At 49.8% G+C, this 20460-nt stretch carries 18 protein-coding genes, 1 pseudogene and 4 riboswitches; of the genes and pseudogenes, 12 read left to right on the forward strand and 7 right to left on the reverse strand.

What is annotated here, in order from left to right:
* Positions 1 to 35 precede the first annotated feature (35 nt).
* Positions 36 to 311 (forward strand): hypothetical protein, encoded by a 276-nt coding sequence (locus tag ADU23_RS15700; RefSeq protein ID WP_053374586.1) that lies wholly within the window; start codon positions 36 to 38, stop codon positions 309 to 311.
* A 99-nt stretch (positions 312 to 410) separates the two neighbouring features.
* On the opposite strand, the gene ADU23_RS15705 is transcribed toward ADU23_RS15700, so the two are convergent.
* On the reverse strand, positions 411 to 836 hold the full coding sequence (locus ADU23_RS15705; RefSeq protein WP_053374587.1) for a hypothetical protein: 426 nt from the start codon (positions 834 to 836) through the stop codon (positions 411 to 413).
* A 5-nt stretch (positions 837 to 841) separates the two neighbouring features.
* Positions 842 to 1003, reverse strand: a riboswitch (cyclic di-AMP (ydaO/yuaA leader).
* 45 nt (positions 1004 to 1048) lie between these two features.
* Complete coding sequence (locus ADU23_RS15710) at positions 1049 to 1477, reverse strand: hypothetical protein (protein WP_053374588.1); 429 nt, start codon at positions 1475 to 1477, stop codon at positions 1049 to 1051.
* A 6-nt stretch (positions 1478 to 1483) separates the two neighbouring features.
* Positions 1484 to 1647: riboswitch (cyclic di-AMP (ydaO/yuaA leader) on the reverse strand.
* A gap of 395 nt (positions 1648 to 2042) precedes the next feature.
* Positions 2043 to 2241, forward strand: a riboswitch (cyclic di-AMP (ydaO/yuaA leader).
* 94 nt (positions 2242 to 2335) lie between these two features.
* A riboswitch (cyclic di-AMP (ydaO/yuaA leader) is annotated at positions 2336 to 2507 on the forward strand.
* A gap of 118 nt (positions 2508 to 2625) precedes the next feature.
* On the opposite strand from ADU23_RS15710, the gene ADU23_RS15715 reads away from it, so the two are divergent.
* From ADU23_RS15715 to ADU23_RS15735, 6 genes and pseudogenes are all read left to right on the forward strand, one after another.
* Positions 2626 to 3027: a hypothetical protein gene (locus ADU23_RS15715; RefSeq protein WP_231637410.1), complete on the forward strand. Its 402-nt coding sequence runs from the start codon at positions 2626 to 2628 to the stop codon at positions 3025 to 3027.
* A gap of 136 nt (positions 3028 to 3163) precedes the next feature.
* Positions 3164 to 3229 carry a K(+)-transporting ATPase subunit F gene (kdpF, locus tag ADU23_RS34235; protein ID WP_369688940.1) on the forward strand — a complete coding sequence of 22 codons (66 nt, stop codon included), beginning with the start codon at positions 3164 to 3166 and terminating at the stop codon, positions 3227 to 3229.
* Positions 3230 to 3248: 19 nt separating this feature from the next.
* A pseudogene (gene kdpA, locus ADU23_RS15720) lies at positions 3249 to 4915 on the forward strand (potassium-transporting ATPase subunit KdpA).
* An 18-nt stretch (positions 4916 to 4933) separates the two neighbouring features.
* Positions 4934 to 6967, forward strand: a complete 2034-nt coding sequence (gene kdpB / locus ADU23_RS15725) for a potassium-transporting ATPase subunit KdpB (RefSeq protein WP_053374590.1) — start codon at positions 4934 to 4936, stop codon at positions 6965 to 6967.
* A 29-nt stretch (positions 6968 to 6996) separates the two neighbouring features.
* Positions 6997 to 7605, forward strand: coding sequence for a potassium-transporting ATPase subunit KdpC (gene kdpC / locus ADU23_RS15730; RefSeq protein ID WP_053374591.1), 609 nt, complete (start codon positions 6997 to 6999; stop codon positions 7603 to 7605).
* A gap of 4 nt (positions 7606 to 7609) precedes the next feature.
* The gene (locus ADU23_RS15735) at positions 7610 to 9919 is read left to right on the forward strand and encodes a histidine kinase (protein WP_053374592.1); all 2310 of its coding nucleotides are present in this window, start codon (positions 7610 to 7612) and stop codon (positions 9917 to 9919) included.
* 96 nt (positions 9920 to 10015) lie between these two features.
* On the opposite strand, the gene ADU23_RS15740 is transcribed toward ADU23_RS15735, so the two are convergent.
* A complete protein-coding gene (locus ADU23_RS15740) occupies positions 10016 to 10339 on the reverse strand; it encodes a winged helix-turn-helix transcriptional regulator (RefSeq protein ID WP_053374593.1) in 324 nt (107 codons plus the stop codon).
* A gap of 151 nt (positions 10340 to 10490) precedes the next feature.
* On the opposite strand from ADU23_RS15740, the gene ADU23_RS15745 reads away from it, so the two are divergent.
* The 3 genes from ADU23_RS15745 to ADU23_RS15755 all read left to right on the forward strand — a co-directional run bounded on the left by ADU23_RS15745 (position 10491) and on the right by ADU23_RS15755 (position 13370).
* The gene (locus ADU23_RS15745) at positions 10491 to 11255 is read left to right on the forward strand and encodes a DODA-type extradiol aromatic ring-opening family dioxygenase (protein ID WP_053374594.1); all 765 of its coding nucleotides are present in this window, start codon (positions 10491 to 10493) and stop codon (positions 11253 to 11255) included.
* 31 nt (positions 11256 to 11286) lie between these two features.
* Positions 11287 to 12033, forward strand: a complete 747-nt coding sequence (locus ADU23_RS15750; RefSeq protein ID WP_053374595.1) for a GTP cyclohydrolase II — start codon at positions 11287 to 11289, stop codon at positions 12031 to 12033.
* A gap of 374 nt (positions 12034 to 12407) precedes the next feature.
* On the forward strand, positions 12408 to 13370 hold the full coding sequence (locus tag ADU23_RS15755; protein ID WP_053374596.1) for an aldolase catalytic domain-containing protein: 963 nt from the start codon (positions 12408 to 12410) through the stop codon (positions 13368 to 13370).
* A 69-nt stretch (positions 13371 to 13439) separates the two neighbouring features.
* On the opposite strand, the gene ADU23_RS15760 is transcribed toward ADU23_RS15755, so the two are convergent.
* A complete protein-coding gene (locus ADU23_RS15760) occupies positions 13440 to 13742 on the reverse strand; it encodes a hypothetical protein (RefSeq protein ID WP_053374597.1) in 303 nt (100 codons plus the stop codon).
* A 293-nt stretch (positions 13743 to 14035) separates the two neighbouring features.
* Here ADU23_RS15760 and ADU23_RS15765 point away from each other — a divergent pair, with 293 nt between their 5' ends.
* Positions 14036 to 15214 (forward strand): vWA domain-containing protein, encoded by a 1179-nt coding sequence (locus ADU23_RS15765; RefSeq protein WP_053374598.1) that lies wholly within the window; start codon positions 14036 to 14038, stop codon positions 15212 to 15214.
* A gap of 79 nt (positions 15215 to 15293) precedes the next feature.
* Here the strand turns inward: ADU23_RS15765 and ADU23_RS15770 are convergent, their stop codons facing one another.
* The 3 genes from ADU23_RS15770 to ADU23_RS15780 all read right to left on the reverse strand — a co-directional run bounded on the left by ADU23_RS15770 (position 15294) and on the right by ADU23_RS15780 (position 19947).
* Positions 15294 to 16673, reverse strand: a complete 1380-nt coding sequence (locus ADU23_RS15770) for a Glu/Leu/Phe/Val family dehydrogenase (protein ID WP_053374599.1) — start codon at positions 16671 to 16673, stop codon at positions 15294 to 15296.
* Positions 16674 to 17663: 990 nt separating this feature from the next.
* Positions 17664 to 18953, reverse strand: coding sequence for a glycoside hydrolase family 27 protein (locus tag ADU23_RS15775; protein ID WP_053374600.1), 1290 nt, complete (start codon positions 18951 to 18953; stop codon positions 17664 to 17666).
* 109 nt (positions 18954 to 19062) lie between these two features.
* On the reverse strand, positions 19063 to 19947 hold the full coding sequence (locus ADU23_RS15780; protein WP_053374601.1) for an AraC family transcriptional regulator: 885 nt from the start codon (positions 19945 to 19947) through the stop codon (positions 19063 to 19065).
* Between the two features lie 98 nt (positions 19948 to 20045).
* Between ADU23_RS15780 and ADU23_RS15785 the strand changes: the two genes are divergently transcribed.
* A complete protein-coding gene (locus ADU23_RS15785; protein WP_053374602.1) occupies positions 20046 to 20450 on the forward strand; it encodes a gamma-glutamylcyclotransferase family protein in 405 nt (134 codons plus the stop codon).
* Positions 20451 to 20460 lie beyond the last annotated feature (10 nt).

A 20460-nucleotide genomic window follows, 5' to 3' on the forward strand; every position in this document is an offset into this window, starting at 1 on the left:
CTTCATGTATTAAAATAGGAGTGAATTCAGTATGCTTGGAGAGGGTCGTCATAACGGTAGCGGAATTCACTGGGAGTGCCTATGAAGACTTCAATGATCCGTCCGCTGTTGACATAGATAAGGTATTAGAGGACTTGAATGACTCTTTGTCGATTGAGCGCTACTCGGTGGAAGAAGCGATAAAAGAATATCTTGATGTGGTCAGATTCAGCCATGACCGTTATGTGGAGGCGACAAGGTGGCATGCGGATGTTATCATCAATGGTTCGCAAAGTACTAATTACGGAGAAGGGCAGCCAGATGCTGCTTGACCGGGCATTGCAGAAGCTGAGGACATAGCAGGCAAAAAGCAAGACAGTCCAGAACCTAGTTGCTTGTTCTGGACTGTCTTTTTTTTGCAATAAAATCATTTAATCCAAAGAAACATAGGAGACAGAGCGTTGACGCAAAACAGATTCTTCAAGATCGCTGTTGTACGGAGACGAATCGGCGGAATGTGCGAGAACATGATTGACTGCAGAGGCGAATAGGTCGAGAATACGTCCGTCCTCATCCGTTTTGTCGTATTGGAAATGGTGAAGCGGCGGAAGAGGGACGCTGCCGATAAAGCTCTGAAGCAGATCGCTCCAACGTTCCAGGTCAATCGAATCCTCGGTATCGCTAGCAAACAGCTCGCTCCATCCGAATCCTTGATTGCTTGTTAAACGAAGGCAAATGCGATAGCCTGCAGAATCGACTGCGAGAGCAGGGATGACGAATAGCTCGATTCGTGTGACGGATAAAGAAGGGGTCTGTTCCGTGAAATGGTGCAGATGGTTTGCACAATTGGTCAACATGAATAAATCTCTCCTTTGCTCGCTTACGAGGTTAGCTGTCGGATTCGGGCTAGAGAGAATGCCCTACCAGGATTACAAGTCCCTGGATTCACCCCTTGCGGGACGTTAGTTAACGTTCGCGTTGGTTCCCCCGTTTTTTCAATCGAAAAATTCAGCGTTAATATTGTACTCTTCATTATATTCCTTAATTGCTTATCTGTAAATCTTTTGATTTAAAACAATGAAATGTATGAGATTGCTTGTTTGAATAAAACAGCCTCATCCCAGTCATGATTACGGAATGGACAAAATGAGTGAGTACCGACTAAGCCCGGTGCCGCGGCAGCAAATAAATGCACAAGGCGCTCGTCCTTAATCATGGAATTCCGCTGGAGCAGGGAGGGCGCGGCGAGAGGGAAGATGCCGATGAACCGAAGCAGCATGCTGCTCCATCTAGTCCAGTCGCATGGTTTTTCGGATCGTTTTATAAATAATTCACTCCAGCCCAAGCCTATGTCGCTCGTCACCTTGAGACAAATCCGGTAGCTGGAAGGCTCGGGCAAAACGGAGGGCAGAACAAACATTTCGATTCGTTTGATCATAATAGAGTCTGCAGGCTGCGCTGCTAGTTTTTCTGAAAAAATGTCTGCTTGCGTGGTCATTCAATAATCTCTCCTCAAATTCGCTTGCGAGGTTAGCTGCCGGATTCGGGCTAGAGAGACGCCCTACCGAAGCGAATTGGCTTCGGTTTCACCCCATGCGAACAAGCTGTTTTGCCGTCCGCGATTGGTTCCCCCGCTTTTTCAAATGAAAAATTCAGCGATAATAGTTAGCCTAAATCGGCTTGCCGTCTATAGTAAACCCGATTGTGATTATTGTAAAACAGTGGTATTTCGGGATTGGGCATCGTAAAGCCATTTTGCAAGATATACAATCATTTATGCAGTAAAAACAGCTTCATTCACCGAAAAACTCGTTCATCCTCTTCTAATCTCTCCTTTTGAAAAATCTGATAATTCGCACTGATAAACGGTGGTTGGGTGAATGACACTATTTTCGAAAATAGGAGTAAAGCGTAGAAATAGTGAGATATATCGAGATCGAATTCTATGTAAGCGCTGCGAAACGTTCTGCAGGGCTGAAATTAGCTAAATTCGCCAGCGGACTCTCTTTACAGTGTCAATAGCGAGGAGTAAGATTCGATACAGGATTTACTAATAAGTTTCGATTTACTGATCGCTGAGTTTCCGTGAATGCGGAAAACGGGGGAACCACTAAATAAGCTTTGCGCATGTTCGATGTGAGAGTCGAACGGCCGCAGAGCAGGGGTGAATCTTTGACAGGTGCCATGGACACCGGTCAAAGTAGGGCGACTCTCACCGCCCGAATCCGACAGCTAACCTCGTAAGCGTGGACTTGGAGAGGATTGATGAAACTTGTGATCGATTAAAGTCGACCACAGAGTGTCATAGGCCTCTGTGGTTTTTTACTGCCCAAAAACGGGGAAATTGCTAGAAAATGGTTAAAATTTACTGAATCCTGCACCAGCAGGAACGGGGGAACCAACGAAGCATAAGGCGTGTAAGCACGCTTGCTGCTTCATGGGGTGAATCGCTTGGCAGCAGCCAGGCGTAGGGCAACTCTCAGGCCCGAATCCGACAGCTAACCTCGTAAGTGTACTCGAGAGGGGCAACAGCCATCGCGCTTCCCGCGGCTTATTTTAGCTGCGGGGTATAAGAAGCCGCGGGATTGGTACCTCTTATCCCAAGGCTTCTTTTTTGTTGCTATTTTTGCCAAATGGAGGATACGGGTGTTGGTAGAAGAGCATATTATCGTTGCGGGGTTCAACGAATCTGGCAAATCATTTATACGGACGTTAATGTTTCATCAAATGAAATTTATCGTGTTGACAAATAGCAAGCAGGAGGAGAAGCTGCTTCGCAAGCAGGGGATCATGAACGTTCATTACATCAATACGAATGATCGCCAAAGCTGGCAGCCGCCGCATTATCCGATTCGTGAAGTGTTCATATTCGAGAGCAGCTTCGCGCTTAGCTGCCGCTTCGTCCATTGCTGCCGGATATGGACGGCCAAGCCGATCTACGTGATCACGCAGCAGTGGAATCCGCGGGCGATTTATAAAGGGCTGGGCGCAGACCATATCGTATATTCTCAAAACGGCGAAGTCGGTTTTCTATTAAGCCACAAATAATACAGGAGGAAAACAATATGCTAGATGTTTATATGATCGTCGCTTTGCTGGCTTGCTTCGGTTTATTTTACGGGTTTTTAGCTTGGTGCGGCAGCGTTGTCGACCAAACGGGGGGCGAAAGCCAATGATCATCGTAATGGCAATGGCCTTGTTTGTTTTCGTTTATCTCGTATATGCCTTAATTCATCCGGAAAAGTTTTAGTGGAGGAGGATTACCTACAATGGATATTTTGCAATTGCTGATCGTCATAGCGATTCTGATATTGCTAGTAAAACCGTTAGGCACCTATGTCTATCACGTGTTCTCGAATGAGCAAAATCGGTTAGACAAGGTGTTCGGAGGCTCTGAGCGGCTGATTTATAAAATTATTGGTTTAAAACGGCGCGAGGGCATGAGCTGGAAAATGTACGCCCTTAGCTTTATCGCAACCAATATTATATTGGTAGCTTTCAGTTATTTGATTCTGCGTTTGCAAAACGCGCTTCCGTTTAATCCAAATGGGATGGGAAGCATGGAGCCGACGCTTACCTTTAATACGGTCATCAGCTTTATCACAAATACGAACCTGCAGCATTACAGCGGAGAGAGCTCCCTATCGTATTTCTCTTCATGATGATGATGTTTACGTCAGCGGCAACGGGCTTCTCGGTGGCGATTGCCTTTGTCCGCGGCATTACAAGCAAAGGGAAAACGATCGGTAACTTCTTCGAGGATTTCGTCAAGGCACATACGCGGATCTTTCTTCCGGTATCCTTTGTTATTACGCTTGTGCTCGTGGCCCTTCATGTGCCGCAGACACTTGATCCAACCTTGACGGTCAAAACGTTAGAGGGCGCGATGCAGCAAATTGCAATCGGTCCTGTCGCTTCACTGGAATCGATCAAGCATTTGGGGACGAACGGCGGCGGATTTTTTGGCGTCAACTCGGCGCATCCCTTTGAAAATCCAAATCCTTTGACAAACGTCATCCAAATTTTATCGATGTGGGCATTGCCGGCATCACTGCCGTATGCGTTCGGCTTATTCGCCAAAAACAAAAAGCAGGGCTGGGTCGTATTCGCTGCGATGATGTGCCTGTTCCTCGTGTTCTTGAGCGTAGCGTACACGTCAGAGAAAACAGGCAATCCAGCGATGAGCGCGCTTGGCATCGATGCTTCGCAAGGCAGTATGGAAGGCAAGGAAGTAAGGTTCGGCATCGCGCAGTCCGCATTGTTCACTACGGTGACGGCAGCAGCAACGACCGGTACCGTTAACAATATGCATGATACGCTTACGCCGCTCGGCGGCCTGGTTCCGCTTGGCGAAATGATGCTGAATGTCGTCTTTGGCGGCAAGGGCGTCGGCCTCATCAACATGCTTATGTATGCGATACTCGCCGTTTTCATATGCGGGCTGATGGTTGGACGAACGCCGGAATTTTTGGGTAGAAAAATAGAGCCGCGGGAAATGAAGCTCATTGCGGTCGCTATTCTTACACATCCTTTCATTATATTAGTGCCTACAGCAATCGCCTTTATGACGGATCTGGGCAAGGGAGCCATCACGAATCCAGGCTTTCATGGCATAAGCCAAGTGCTGTATGAATTTACATCCTCGGCAGCGAACAATGGCTCCGGGTTTGAGGGATTAGGAGACAACACGTCCTTTTGGAATATGAGTACCGGGCTTGTTATGCTGTTCGGCCGTTATATTTCGATGATTGCGATGCTGGCCGTTGCGGGTTCGCTCGTACGCAAGCAGACTGTGCCGGAGACGATTGGCACGTTCCGCACCGATAATGGATTGTTTACCGGATTATTAATCGGCACTGTGCTTTTAATCGGTGCGCTAACCTTTTTGCCGGTCATCGTGCTTGGGCCGGTCGCAGAATTTTTAACACTCCGCTAACGAATGAGGTGAACGATAATGAATAGCAATCAGAAGAAGAAGCTGCTGTCAGCGGATGCCGTAAAACGCGCTGTGCTTGATAGCTTTGTCAAATTGAATCCAGCTGTCATGATGAAAAACCCGGTTATGTTTGTCGTCGAGGCAGGTACGGTTATCGTGCTGCTGATGGCGGTTTTCCCGGCTTACTTTGATTCGCAGGAGCGAATCGGCTTTAATCTAACCGTATTTTTCATTTTGCTGTTTACGCTGCTGTTCGCCAATTTTGCCGAGGCGATTGCAGAGGGCAGGGGCAAGGCGCAAGCAAATTCGCTCAAGAAGTCCAAGCAGGAAATGAGCGCGAACAAGCTGCTTGGCGACTCTGTAACCGTCGTTTCATCGACGGAGCTGCGCAAGGGCGATATCGTCATCGTCTCCCAAGGCGAGATGATTCCCGGCGACGGCGAAGTCATTGAAGGCTTGGCTTCGGTCGATGAATCAGCTATTACGGGGGAATCAGCTCCTGTTATTAAAGAAGCGGGCGGCGATTTCAGCTCCGTGACGGGCGGAACAAGGGTCGTTAGCGACCGGATTAAGGTTCGGATGACGAGCGAGCCCGGCGAGTCATTCATCGACCGGATGATTGCGCTCGTTGAAGGCGCAAAACGTCAAAAGACACCAAACGAAATCGCGCTCAATACGCTGCTGACGAGCTTGACGATTATCTTTTTGATCGTCGTCGTAACGCTGCAGCCTATCGCTAAATATTTGGATATCCAATTAGAAATACCTGTATTGATCGCGCTGCTTGTGTGCTTGATACCAACGACGATTGGCGGTCTGCTATCCGCAATCGGGATTGCGGGCATGGACCGGGTTACACAGTTCAACGTGCTGGCGATGTCAGGCAAAGCCGTTGAAGCGGCAGGCGATATTAACACGATGATTTTGGATAAAACAGGTACGATTACATTCGGCAACCGGATGGCAAGCGAGCTTGTTCCCGTCGCAGGCAGCAGCATACAGACGCTTTCGGAATGGGCCGCGATCAGCTCGCTTAAGGATGAAACGCCAGAAGGAAGATCCGTGCTCGAATGGATGAAAAAGCAAGGCTTGAGCTATGATGCATCGCTAGCCGAAGGCGGCGAGTTTATAGATTTTAAGGCAGAAACAAGGATGAGCGGCATCGATTTGACGGATGGACGCCATGTTCGCAAAGGGTCTGTCGATGCCGTTCGCAAATGGGTATCGGCACAAGGAGGAACCATTCCCTCCGATCTGGAAAAAATTTCGAATACGATCGCCACTTTAGGCGGAACGCCGCTCGCTGTGGCGGTGGACAATGAAATATTTGGCGTTATTTATTTGAAGGACACCGTGAAGCCGGGGATGAAGGAACGGTTCGAGCAGCTTCGCGAGATGGGCATCAAAACGATTATGTGTACGGGCGACAATCCGCTGACGGCTGCTACAATCGCCCGTGAAGCGGGAGTCGATGATTTTATTGCCGAGAGCAAGCCCGAGGATAAAATTGCCGTCATTCGCCGCGAGCAAGCGGAAGGCAAGATGGTCGCTATGACAGGTGACGGCACGAACGATGCGCCTGCGCTGGCGCAAGCGGACGTTGGCCTTGCCATGAACAGCGGGACGATTGCCGCGAAGGAAGCGGCCAATATGGTGGATCTGGATTCCGATCCTTCCAAAATTATCGAGGTTGTTGCCATCGGCAAGCAATTGCTTATGACAAGAGGCGCACTTACAACCTTTAGTATTGCGAATGACGTCGCCAAATATTTTGCGATTATCCCAGCGATGTTTATGCTTGCGATTCCGGAGATGGGCGTGCTCAATATTATGAATCTGGGCTCTCCGCTCTCTGCGATTTTGTCGGCGCTTATTTTTAACGCTATTATTATCCCGCTGCTTATCCCGCTTGCTATTAGAGGGGTAGCCTACAAGCCAATGAGCGGGGCAAGGCTGCTTAGCCGCAACGTATTCATTTATGGGCTAGGCGGCGTCATTGTTCCATTCATTGGAATTAAGCTAATTGATTATGCTGTACATTTGTGGATTTAATACGAAATAATGAAAGAAGGATTGAGAATATGAACGATCAAATAAAAAGCAGCTCGCGCTTTCCGTTATCGACCCTGTTGGTTCCTTTGCGAATAAGCGTATTGTTTATGATCCTTTGCGGTATTATTTATCCGTTAGTCAGCACGGGAGCAGCCCAGCTGCTGTTCCCGAAGCAAGCAAACGGCAGTCTTATTGAAGACAGCTCCGGGCAAGTGGTAGGCTCTGAGCTGATCGGTCAAAATTTCACTGATCCGAAGTGGTTCCAAGGACGGGTATCTAGCATTGACAATAATGCGGCGAGCTCCGGCTCGAACAACTTTGGTCCATCGAATCCGGCTTTGTTGGAGAGAACGCAAGCCTCAATCGAGGCTTGGAAGGCGCAAAATCCCGATGTGCCTATCAGTCAGCTGCCGATTGCGCTGATTACAAATTCGGGCTCGGGACTTGATCCGCACATCACGCCGCAATCGGCAGATGTACAGATCGCCAGAATTAGCAAGCTCACGGGCGTGTCTGTATCCGAGCTTGAACAGTTGGTCAAAGCGAACACGGAAGGTCGCGATTTAGGCGTGTTTGGCGATGAAAGGGTAAATGTGCTGAAGCTGAATTTAGCATTGTCTGCATTGCTGGGGGGATAGCCTTATGGCTCCGCTAAAGAGGAAGACGCCCGAGGAGCTTCTGCTCTCCATAGCGAAGCTGCATCAGGGACGATTGAAAATATTAATTGGCGCTGTGAGCGGCTCCGGCAAAACATACCATATGCTCCGTGAAGGATGCCAGCTGAAGCAAGACGGGATCGACGTGGTTCTTTGCGCGGCAACGCCGCTTCTGCATGCGGAAACGCTGGAGCAGGCCGGTTCGTTCGAGCGGGTGCCAAGCATCATTTGGCATAAGAATGGTGCCGAGCAGGAGGATCTGAATCTGGATGCGCTGCTTGCGCGAAATGCCGAGGTGGTGCTTGTTGACGGACTTGCACACCGGAATCGAGAGGGGGCGCCGTTTAAGACGAGGCTGGAGGACGTGCTGCATCTACTCAGCAAGGGCATAAGCGTCATTACGACGATCAACGTTTACGAGCTGGAGGGCGTGGACGAGATTGCTCTAAAATGGACCGGGATTCGCACGCCGTGCACCGTGCCTGCCCATACGCTTGAGCTTGCCGACGAGGTGAGGCTGATCGACGTCTCGCCCGAAACGATGCTCAAACGGTTTGAGGAGGGAGAACCGGGCTTGCACCCCGATCCGGCGATTTCGCTGCGCGGAAATCTGGCCGTGCTCCGCGAGCTGGCGCTGCGCCTTGTCGCCGAGGGCGTTAACGAATCGCTTGAGAAGCATCGCGAGGAGATGGGACTTACCGGTCCCTCAGGCGCGTCGGAGCGTATTCTGGTAACGGCGCAGTATCATTGGAATGGCTCTTTATATGTCCGAAGAGGACAGCAAATTGCGAGAAGGCTTAATGGGGATATCATAGTCGTCTCCTTTATCGATCCGGATAAAAAGTGGTCCAAGGAGGAGCAATCTTTTCGAGCTTCCATAAAAAAGCTGACGGCAAAGGTAGGCGGAATCTTCGAGGAGCAGCCGCTGCCAAGTCGGCGGAGCTTGCCAACCGCGCTTGTAAGGTATGCGGAGGCGCATCAGGTTACGCGAATCGTAATGGGGCACTCCAAGCAAAGCAGATGGCAGCAGCTTTGGCAAGGCTCGATTGTGGACAGCATGCTGCGCAAGCTTAAGCGGATCGATTTGTTTCTCATGGCTGACCGGGCAGAGCATGAAGGCGAGCGGATTTTGCCGGTTAAGCAAAGGAGCGATTCGCGAAAAGCGTTGTTCCACAGGTTTAGCCGGCAGGAGCGCGAGGAGCAGATGGAGTCGATGCGCAGGGGGCATTTTACCCTCTACATCGGGGCGGCGCCGGGCGTTGGAAAAACCTACAGAATGCTGGCTGAAGCGAACATATTGTTTCGTAAGGGAATAGATGTCGTCATCGGTGTCGTGGAGACGCATGGACGCGAGGAAACGGCCGTTCAAATTGGCGAGCTGCCCGTTATCGAGCGGCAAACGATTAGCTACCGGGAGACAACGCTTGTCGAAATGGACGTAGACGCGATTATTCGCAGAAACCCGGATGTTGTTTTGGTTGACGAGCTGGCTCATACGAATGTGCCGGGCAGTTTGCGAAAGAAGCGATATGAGGATGTCATTCATTTGCTTGAGAAGGGCATATCCGTCGTGTCGACGATGAATGTGCAGCATATTGAAAGCTTGAACGATGCGATTGAGCAAGTAACCGGCGTCAGGGTTAGAGAGACGGTGCCGGATGCGATCATAAGGCTGGCTGACCAGGTGGAGTTAATTGACGTCACTCCGCAAATGCTGCAGCAGCGAATGCGCGAGGGCAAAATTTATGCGAAGGATAAAGTCGAGCAAGCGCTTGGCGCGTTTTTTACGACCGGCAACTTAATCGCGCTGCGTGAGCTTGCGCTTCGCGAGCTTGCTGATGATGTCGACGAGCGGCTTGAGGCTTGGGACCGCAATCAAACGCTGCGCGGCACCTTGCGCAGAAGAGAGGTTATATTCGTTGGCGTCGATATCCATGCTGATGCCGAGCGGCTTATACGCCGCGGCTTCCGTATCGCTTACCGCTTGAAGGCGCAGTGGCATGTGCATTATGTGGAGGATGGCGCCCCTTGGACAAGTGAAGCCATTCATAAACGGGATGCCTTAATGAAGCTGACAGAGCGGCTGGGCGGCGTATTCGAAATGTCCAAGGCGGAGAGCAGGAAACACATTGCAGGCACGCTGCTCACGGCTGCTAGCCGCGCGAAGGCTACACAGCTAATCGTCGGGCAATCGGGACGCAGGACATGGTATTCGATCCTCCGTGGCAATATCGTTCGCGAGCTGCTGCAGGCAGGGCGGCATATGGATGTGCTTATCGTGGCGAATCGCATGTAGGGCAACGGATATATAATGTAAAGATAAAAGAAAGGGAATATCCCGTAAGCAGCAATTGCCGCTTACGGGATATTCCCTTTGTTCAATTCGAACCGATCAGGCTTCTGTAATAGGTTCTATCCAGTCCTGTGACCACACTTGTATTTCACGGATAATCGGCTCAAGCGCCCGGCCCTTCTCCGTTAACGAATATTCTATGCGAACAGGTATTTCGGGATAGACATGCCTGTCGACAATTCCTTCATTCTCTAAATCCTTGAATCTCTCCGAAAGCAGCCTGCCGCTGATCGGCAGCGCGGACTGAACGGCGCAGAAACGCTGCGGGCCAGACAAAAGCTGAAATACGATAAGGCCGGTCCAACGTTTGCTAATGATGTCCATTCCCTTTTGAAAACGGGGACAAAGGTTAGATTGTTCCATGCGCATCACCTCTTTTTACTTGCATTAAGTATAACCTCAATATCTTATTTATACAAGCACACCTGAATATTGTTAATTACTTGACTATCCTTAGTTATAAAACTATAATTAGTTACAAATAGTAAGTGATATGAAGGAGGCACAACCCTACATGAATCCCTTGTTTTTGGCACATGGATCACCGATGCTCGCTGTCGAGCAGAATGAATATAGTCAATTTCTTAAACAAACCGGAGCGGGCCTTGCGCCTGACGCTATCGTTATTTTTACCGCACATTGGGAGACCGAGGCGGTTACGATCTCATCCAAGGATGATGAATACGAAACGATTTATGACTTCTACGGCTTTCCGGATGAGCTGTACCAGGTTAAATACCCGGCTAAAGGCTCTACTAAGGTAGCTGCCCTTGTTGGCCAATTGCTTAGCGAAAATGGCATTCCCGTTGCATATGATACAGAACGTGGACTAGATCATGGCTCGTGGACGATGCTAAAGCATATGTTTCCGAAGGCGGATATTCCAGTCGTTCAGGTTTCCGTTAACCCCTATCGCTCTATGCAGGAGCAATACAAGATTGGCGAAGCGCTGCGCAGCTTAAGCTCCCAAAATATTTTGCTGATTGGCAGCGGCGTTACCGTTCATAATTTGCGTGCGGTCAATTGGGGACAGAAGGAGCCGGAGAGCTGGGCGGTAGAGTTTGACGAGTGGCTTATAGAAAAAATGAATAAGCATGATATAAATTCACTATTCGAGTATGAACAGCTTGCTCCACATGCTAAAATGGCAGTACCTCGCGCTGAGCATTTTGTTCCATTATATATAGCGCTTGGAAGCGGCAATGCGGAAGCGGCGCCAAAAGTAATTTACCGAAGCTATCAATTCGGTACGTTAAGCTACTTATCGATGCAATTTTAATTTTATATTCTTTTAGAGAAGGTGAACAAACATGATTAAACCCAATATAGCAGCCATTATTAAAAACAAATTAAAGCGAACGCAATGCGGAAATGACGACATTTATGTTATCGGGCCCGTTAAGCTGCCGGTTGAGCTGGACGGCGACACCAAAATGTTTCATTGGTACAGCTGGCTTCGCAAGGAGGCTGGCGAGGAGAAATCTCCCGAGCAGCTCGTCGAGGATTTGAATCGCTTCTCTTACGCTGAGCTGCAGCAATCGAGCGTTCTCGTATACGGCGATTTTGAAAATAACGAGGATGCGCTCATTCGGATGCACAGCATCTGCCACACGGGCGATATTTTCGGGAGCGCGAGATGTGATTGCGGCTTTCAGCTCAAACAATCGATGCGCATGATTACCGAGCACGGCTCGGGCGCTTTATTTTACTTAGCGAATCATGAGGGCCGTGGCATTGGCTTGTTCAGCAAAGCGATCGCTTACTTGCTGCAAGAGGATGGCCTTGACACGGTAGACGCCAACATTGAGCTGGGCTTTGCGGACGATGCGCGTGATTATACCGATGCGATCGCCGTGCTGAAGCTGCTGCGCACGCTGCCGGTGTCGATCATTACGAATAATCCGCGCAAAGTGGACGCGCTGCGCAAAGCAGGCATGAACGTGGCAGGCAGAGTGCCGCTATGGGGCAATTCTTCCGTTTATAACGAGAAATATATTCAGACAAAAAAGAGTCGATCGGGCCATTTTGATCAAGAGCCTCGCACGCTTGTAAAATAACAAAATAAATAAGCAATCAAGCCGTTACTTGCGCAATGTCGCGGGGACGGTTTTTTTGTCGAGAACATTTTAGGAGGACGTATCGTCTATATTGCATAACCGATCATCATTCATAAGTAAGGTAAGGACGGATGAATGATGCAAAGGGATGGTCATACTAAACGAAGGGCAAGTTCAAGGACGCGCCAGAGAGGAAACCGTCCAAACGGAATATGTGAACAAATAGTTAAAAACAGTTCCGAGAAGGGCTGTAGGCAGAAGCGGAAAAGCTTTTAAAATAGCCATAAAACGACAAAATTATTTTGCGTTCCGGTTCCTTTTCAAGTATGATGAGAAAAAATGAACTCATGTTCAAATTAAAGGAGTTACAAAGCATGCAATCTAAAACGAGCCACTGTAAAATTGTTGACTGCACGATCCGCGATGGCGGACTCGTAAATAACTGGGATTTTAGTGTCGAGTTTGTTCAGCATTTGTACCAAAGCTTGAACGAAGCCGGCGTCGATTATATGGAAATCGGCTACAAAAACTCTCCAAAGCTGCTTAAAGGCGCAGAGAGTGCAGGGCCTTGGCGCTTCCTGAACGATGATTTCTTGAAAAAAGTTATTCCTAACAAAGGAAATACGAAGCTTTCTGCGCTTGTTGATATCGGCCGTGTTGATGAAAACGACATTTTGCCGCGCAGCGAGAGTTTGCTTGATCTGATCCGCGTAGCTTGCTACATCCAAGATGTAGACAAAGCGCTGGAGCTAGTTAAAGTATTCCACGATCGCGGTTACGAAACGACGCTGAACATTATGGCTCTCTCTAACGTAATGGAGAACCAGCTGATTGAAGCGTTCGAGCTCATCAACGAAAGCGTTGTTGACGTCGTATACGTTGTTGACTCCTACGGCAGCTTGAAGCCAAACGATATGAGCTACCTGGTAGACAAGTTCCGCCAGCACCTTCCGAACAAGCGTCTTGGCGTTCATGCGCACAACAACCTTCAGCTTGCTTTCGCCAATACGCTGCTCGCAGCAGAAAGAGGCGTTGAGCTTCTTGATGCTTCCGTTTACGGCATGGGCCGCGCAGCCGGCAACTGCAACACGGAGCTGCTTGTAGCTGAGCTTCAAAATACGAAATACAACATCCGTCCTGTACTCGATATGATCGAGAAGTACATGGTTCCCCTTCGCGAGAAGGAAGAATGGGGTTATATCATCCCTTACATGATTACAGGCATCTTGGATGAGCATCCTCGCTCCGCGATGGCGCTTCGCGACTCAGAAGACAAAGACAAGGGCGTTGAGTTCTACGACCGCCTTACAACGCCTGAGATCGCTCACGGCAAATAATAATAAATTAAAGGAAGCCCCGCACAATCTCGCAAGAGATTTGCCGGGCTTCCTTTTATTTTGCCTCAATTATTGTTCAAGCAGCTCTCCGTCGCCTCGTACGGCTGCCGCTTGATGCGGCTCGTTTGGATGGAAATAACCTTTCCCCCGAAACGTTTGGCCGCTGCTGGCGATAGCTGTAAGCTCAATCCCAATATCCTCGCTTCTGCCAAACCTCGCCAATAGCTCACGGTCGCCTACGCCGTTTATATCTACGTACCATAAACGATCGCCATATTCGGTAACGCGGACAAGCTCGGCGGAAGTGAAGGATAGCTGTATCGTCTCCTGCTGATAGGTCATTTCAAATGCAATCAATTCGAATGTTTCCAAGGGTGAAGACCTCCTGTATAGAAGCTTAATGCAGTCGATTTTTTCGCTCGAGGCATGTCTGTTAACGATTGTAAGGGTAGCAGCTTATTTATGCAACATTCCAAAGGCAAATTTCGTCAGATTAGGAAATACAAAGATAAGGGGCTGAAGGAATGAAGGTGGGTCATTCTCTCAAAAAGTCAATTCGGCAAAAAAGGGGTTATAGCTGGATCGCCACTGTATTGCTTGTGATGTTTTTAGCGCTCAGCGCCTGCTCATCCGCTTCGAACGATGCGTCAAACAGGGGCAATAGCATGGCATCGGAAAGTGTAGGTAAAGGTTCCTCCAGCGATGAGTCGCCAGAGGCGGAAACTAGTACAGGCACCGATAAAGCGTTAACCGTAAAGCCTGAAAGAGAGAAAGAAGGCGGCAAGCGTGGCTATCAAAATCCGAATAAGGACGTGCAGGCAGGACAACTGACAGCTGGCGAATGGGATGATCTTGCGGCGTGGGAGAGGTTCGGCAATTTGCTTAATGCGCAAGAGGGCGATTATAGCAAGCAGGTATGGCAGTTCTGGAATTTTAACCGGCTGGAGGTTATCGTGACAGCTAACGGCAAGGCGGTATCGGATGCGACCGTGGAGCTGCTTGCCGGCAAGAAGGCGATTTGGAAGGCGCGTACGAATACAGAGGGCAGAACTTATGTGTACGCAGGGCTGTTCGATCGGGATACCGCTAATTTAGGCGCATATACAGTAAAAGTACAGTCTGCCCAGGAAAGCAAAACGACGCAGCAGCTGGAAATTCCGGAGCAGGGCAGCATTAAGGTTGATTTAGGCAAGTCTGACAAAGTATCGGATCAAGTAGACATCATGTTTGTGGTCGACACGACCGGTTCGATGGAGGATGAGCTGAACTATTTGACAGCAGAGCTTAAGGATGTTGTGAGACGCGTATCGGATGAGCATGCGAATCAGCTTGGCATTCGTCTTAGCGCCAATTTTTACAGGGATAAGCATGACGATTATATCGTAAAGCCGTATCCTTTTACGACGGATGTAAATAAAGTAACCGACCAGTTCAGCAAGCAAAAGGCAGAAGGCGGCGGTGACTTCCCTGAGGCTGTCGATCAGGCGCTGCGGGATGCGCTGCATGAGCATGAGTGGAGCAAGGAAGCGCGGGCTCGCTTGTTGTTCCTCGTGCTGGATGCTCCGCCGCATGATGATCCTCAAATTATTGACGAGATGAAGAAGCTTACGGAGGATGCGGCTGAGCAAGGAGTGCGGATCATTCCGGTAGCTTCGAGCGGCGTAGACGTGGAAACCGAATATTTGATGCGGTTCATGGCAACGGCGACAGGCGGCACCTATTTATTTTTGACTGACGATAGCGGCATCGGGAGCGAACATCTTGAACCGGCTGTAGGTGAGTATGAGGTAAAGCTGCTGAATGATTTGCTTGTGGAGGTTATTAACCGTTACGTGCAGGAGTAGGGCGTAAAATAGGAAAGGGCAATCCTTCAAGCAGCTTATTGCTGCCTGGGATTGCCCTTTTTTGCTCGGCTGCCGCTTATTAATAAAGCTTGCCTTGGCGGTAAAGCACGGTGGAGAGCTTCATGACGGCGTGATTGTAGCAGTTTTGGCGAAGCGGAAGGGGATCGCCGAAAAAGGCTGGCAAGATGCCGTTTAATGTTCGTTGCATTTTATCATAGAGCATCTTATAGACCTGCTCCTCGCTGAAAAACTGCGTTTCCCGTCCCTGCAGCCATTCAAAGTAGGAGACGATTACACCGCCGGCGTTAGCTAAAATATCCGGGATAATAATCGTTCCCTTAGCCGTCAGTACCTCGTCCGCTTCACCGGTGACAGGAGCATTCGCGCCTTCAACGATGATGGGCGCTTTTACACGCTCGACATTGTCTTTATGGATTTGCTCCTCCAGCGCCGCAAGAATGAGCACATCAACGTCCAAGTAGAGCACCTCCTCGCGGCCGAGAACTTGCGCTTTTAGGTCAAGCTCGGCTAGTGCAGCCTCGGTAGCAGGCAAGTCTCCCTGATGCTGCACCGCATACTCGAGCAAAGCTGGAATCGACAGTCCGTCTGGATTGTAGAGCGTGACGTTCCGGTCGCTTACGGCAACTACTTTATTGTGCAAATAAGAGCATTTATATGCTTCCAGCGCTGCGACGGAGCCTACGTTGCCGAAGCCTTGCACAGCGATCGACAGCGGCTTGTCCGCATGCGCGAGCGCGGTTTGCACAAACGGATTCGTGCTGCCTGCTAGCCAGCTGCTTTGCGCCTTAAGGAAATCATGCAGCATATAGCGGAAGGTGAAATAGACGCCCTTGCCGGTTGCTTCTCTGCGGCCAAGCGAGCCGCCGTTGATGACGCTTTTGCCGGTAAAGCTGCCGAGGTAGGGGTGGCCGGGATGAATGCTTTTGTATTCAGCCATCATCCAGTCCATTTCGCGCTCGCCGGTGCCCATGTCAGGAGCTGGAATGTCCTTGTCCGGACCCAGCACGTCGCTGAAGTACTGCACATATTTTTTGCAAATGAGATAAAGCTCTTTCGCAGAATAAGAACGTGGATTGATGACGACACCGCCCTTGCCTCCGCCAAAAGGCACTTCGTGCAGGGCGTTTTTAAGCGTCATCAGCGCCGCTAGATTCGTTACCTCATCTTCGCTTACCGATTCGTGGAAACGGATGCCGCCTTTATAAGGCCCGAGTGTATCGTTATGTTGAATCCGATAGGCCGGAATGCGCACGACGTCGCCGTTGTCGACCGTTATCCGCAAAAAGGCTTTATGTACTTTGTTAGGTGTAGATAGAATGGCGGCAAGAGAAAGAAAGGCTTGCTCGCGTGCTTGGTTCTGCAAATTTGGTAAAAAGGCGTTGTCACCCATTAAAGCATTTAAGGATTGCTGTACGATGGCTCCTGTTTGGCTTGCCATAACTAAACGACCTCCTCTGTGTTTTGGAATGAGATGAAACTTCCCAAGCGAGGTGTCCATTTGCCCAGCGGCAAAAGCTAGACCCTTCACGCGCTTGAACACTAACTGTAACATATTGGAACGGGTAAACCAAAACTTAGGGGGACGAGAGGGCGGGGAGTTCTCGTGAAAGTACGGAAAAAAGGTGGTTTCTCCGGGCAATTTGAGTATGTCTGCGGCAGCAGGGACGTTGGACAAGTAACATTCCTAGGCGTGCCAACCCTGCCGAAGCAAGGGTACCAACGGCAGGTTTGTTAGATAAAGTTCAAAGTTACGTAGGCTGGAGTAAGTTTTGTTGGATTAACAGGAAAATCTCCCGCTAATTTCGCCGAAAGAAGCTCATCCGACCAAATAGCTGGAAAACCTCCTGTTAATTTTCCGCGAAACGTCTAGCTGGTGAGAAATACGAGAAATTAGCAGGAGAATTTCCATGTAAATGCAGAAAAAGACGGTTCAGAGGTCAATTTAGCGGGAGGAATTCCCGTTAAATGAGTCTATCTGTGCAGTCTCTTGGCGGGAATGTAGCTGCGGCTGCGCGGACGTTGGACAAGTAACATTCCTAGGCGTGCCAACCCTGCCGAAGCAAGGGTACCAACGGCAGGTTTGTTAGATAAAGTTCAAAGTTACGTAGGCTGGAGTAAGTTTTGTTGGATTAACAGGAAAATCTCCCGCTAATTTCGCCGAAAGAAGCTCATCCGACCAAATAGCTGGAAAACCTCCTGTTAATTTTCCGCGAAACGTCTAGCTGGTGAGAAATACGAGAAATTAGCAGGAGAATTTCCATGTAAATGCAGAAAAAGACGGTTCAGAGGTCAATTTAGCGGGAGGAATTACAGCTAAATGAATTTGTCTGCGCAGTCCCTAGGCGACGAATGCGGCTGCGCAGAAGTAGGACAAGTAACATTCCTAGGCGTGCAAACCCAAATATACAGGTTAGTTAAGCCCCAACTATTACGTTAGTTTCAGAAGAAGCGAGCCGTGAGGAGGCAGCGAGATGGACAGTTCGTTTAATGTGCCGAGCTCCTTACGTGCCCAAAGGCTGCGCACTTGCGGAGCTGCGGTTAAGCCAAGCTGGCATAGCGTGACCGTAACGGTATCCGGTTGCTCCCCCGCGTTAAATAACGCCACGTAAAGCGCGCCTTCCTCGTCACGGGAGGTCCAAGCAATACGTTCCTGCTCCCGGAAAAGCTGGCTTGCGCCGCGGCCGCCGCGGTGCAGTGCCAGCACCTCCTCGTTTGTAAGCAGCGACAGTGTCCACTCGTCGTTATCGCGCATTTCGCCGCCGAACATAAGCGGCGAGCGGAAAATCGCCCACAGCGACATCATCGTCACCTGCTCGTCCCGCGTAAATCTTGTCCAGCGATCGCTGCCTCCGCCGTCGACGGAGCGTATGCCAAGGCGGCCGAGCGGCAGCATGTCGCAATCCGGCCATGCCCCTTCCGCAACATGCGGAGCCCACTTTTCGCAACGCTCGAACATCTCGTGCAGCAGATGCCATAGATCCCAATAATCATCGGTCATCCGCCACATATTCGCATGAGCAGTCAGCGCCACCGCATGCTCCAAGGGAGCCGGCCCAGGCGAGAGGCTGAGCACCATGGGCCTGCCGCATTGCTCGATGGCGTTATGGATCAATTTGATCTCGTCCAAATGTATGCCGTAAATTCTAGATGCCGCGATATCATCTACTTTGACGAAATCCACACCCCAAGAGGCGTACAGCTCGAACAAGGAATTGTAATATTGCTGCGCGCCATCCTTGGCTGCATCAACCCCATACATATCCGTATTCCACGGACAGATCGAGTTTGGATGAGCGATCGAGCGCGCTGTCGCAATCGTTCCTAGGATAGGGGTATCTGCATGGACCGCTTGGCGCGGTATGCCGCGCATAATATGGATGCCGAATTTGAGTCCCAGCGCATGCACGTAATCCGCAAGCGGCTTAAAGCCTTGTCCCCCGGCCGCGGACGGAAAACGGTTCGTTGCAGGCATCAAACGGGAGTACTCATCCATTTCGAGCGGTACGAAGGGACGGTACTGCGAGGAGTCAGCGCCTGGCTCATACCACTGGATATCGACTACGACGTATTCCCAGCCAAATGCTTTCAAATGCTCGGCCATATAATTCGCGTTCCCCCGCACCTCATCTTCTCTAACACTGGCGCCGTAGCAATCCCAGCTGTTCCAGCCCATTGGCGGCACAGCGGCAAATTGATGGTGCTTGGATGGTGTAGTCATATTATTTCGTCCTCTCTTATCGTAATATTGCTTTATGCGATAATCGTAAAACGAAACGTTAGTCAGTGACTAGCACAATATATTGCGATCATATGTAAAATATTGCTCTCTAATCGAATTGTAGACGGTCGATGGATGGAAGCTCCTTTGCTAACCGGAAATCGGCAGGAGGGAAGCCGACCCGGCTTCGGAACACTTTGCTGAAATAGCTGCCGCTCGCATAACCCACAGCATAGGCAATCTCCTCCACCGAGAGAGAACTGCTCCGAAGCAGCCGGACGGCTTTTTCAATTCTAAGCTTCGTCACATAATCCATTGGGGAAATCCCGGTCGTCTGGGTGAACATTCTCGTAAAATAATACTTGGACAGCCCGGCTGCTCCGGCTACATCGTCCAAGCTTTGCAGCCGGTGAAACTCAGCTTCCATAAAAGCGGCTGCCTGCTTGATTGGCTGCGGCCAATTCGCCTTCTCCTTCTGCTGCGCCGTGCTCGATTGAAGCAGCTCCATCAAAAATCCATAAATAAGCGAAGAAGCTTGATAGCTGCTTCGTATACGGTTGCTGCGCGCCTCCGCATATAGGCTCTGCAGCGTGCGAACGACGGCGCTCGATGGCTCGAATGCCGGTGTGACGCCAACGGCTTGAAGCAGCTCATTCCATAGCGCATGCAAATGCTGCTGGCGGAATAATACAAAGTAAAAAGACCAATGGTCGCTTGCGCGCGGCAAGCAATAATGATGGTCGCCCGGAATTTCTGCCAAAAAAGCGGTTCCGGCATGAATCTCATGCGTTTGCTCTCCAAGCCTGAAATGGCCGAAGCCGGATACGGTATACTGGAACAAATAAAGCGGGCCGTCGATCCTTTTCATGCCATCCCAATAATAATCTTGCTCTGTCACTTCTTGATAACCCGTGGCAAACAGCTGATAAATCGGAAGCTCCGGCGGATCTTGAAAACGGTAGCCATAAACGCCGTAAGGCTGCTGCGTCGCCATGCACAAAAAACACCTCCATAAGAGAATGGTCCATATACGCCTTTCATTTAACTAATCTTTATAATAGCCATTTATTTTAATAAGAAAGGGGCAAAAGCATGACAAAGCTAATATCCGTGTTTATATACGGCACTTTACTTCCCGGGCACAGCAACCACCATGTCGTATCAAGCTTTGTCCATACTTATAGTACGGGTCAAATTTCCGGCAGGCTAGTGGATTGCGGCGCTTATCCGGCAGCCGTTCGAGATGCATTGGCGAGTCAGCGCAATAGTATTATACGCGGTCAGTGGATTACCGTCGATAGAGCCGGTCTGGCTTCCATGGATGCGCTTGAGGAATTTTATGGCATCGAGGAGCAAAATGATTATGAACGAGTTTGGGTAACGGATGCCCAAAAGGACAATGTGTCGGGCTGGGTGTACGTATGGGGTACGAGCAGAGGTTGCCTACCTATTGAGGAGGAGTATTGGCCGGATTTTCTCGCACGAAAAATACTATAAAGAAAGGCAT

Origin of the sequence: Paenibacillus sp. FJAT-27812, assembly GCF_001273905.1 — a bacterium.
In the GTDB taxonomy this organism is placed as follows: Bacteria; Bacillota; Bacilli; order Paenibacillales; family Paenibacillaceae; genus Pristimantibacillus.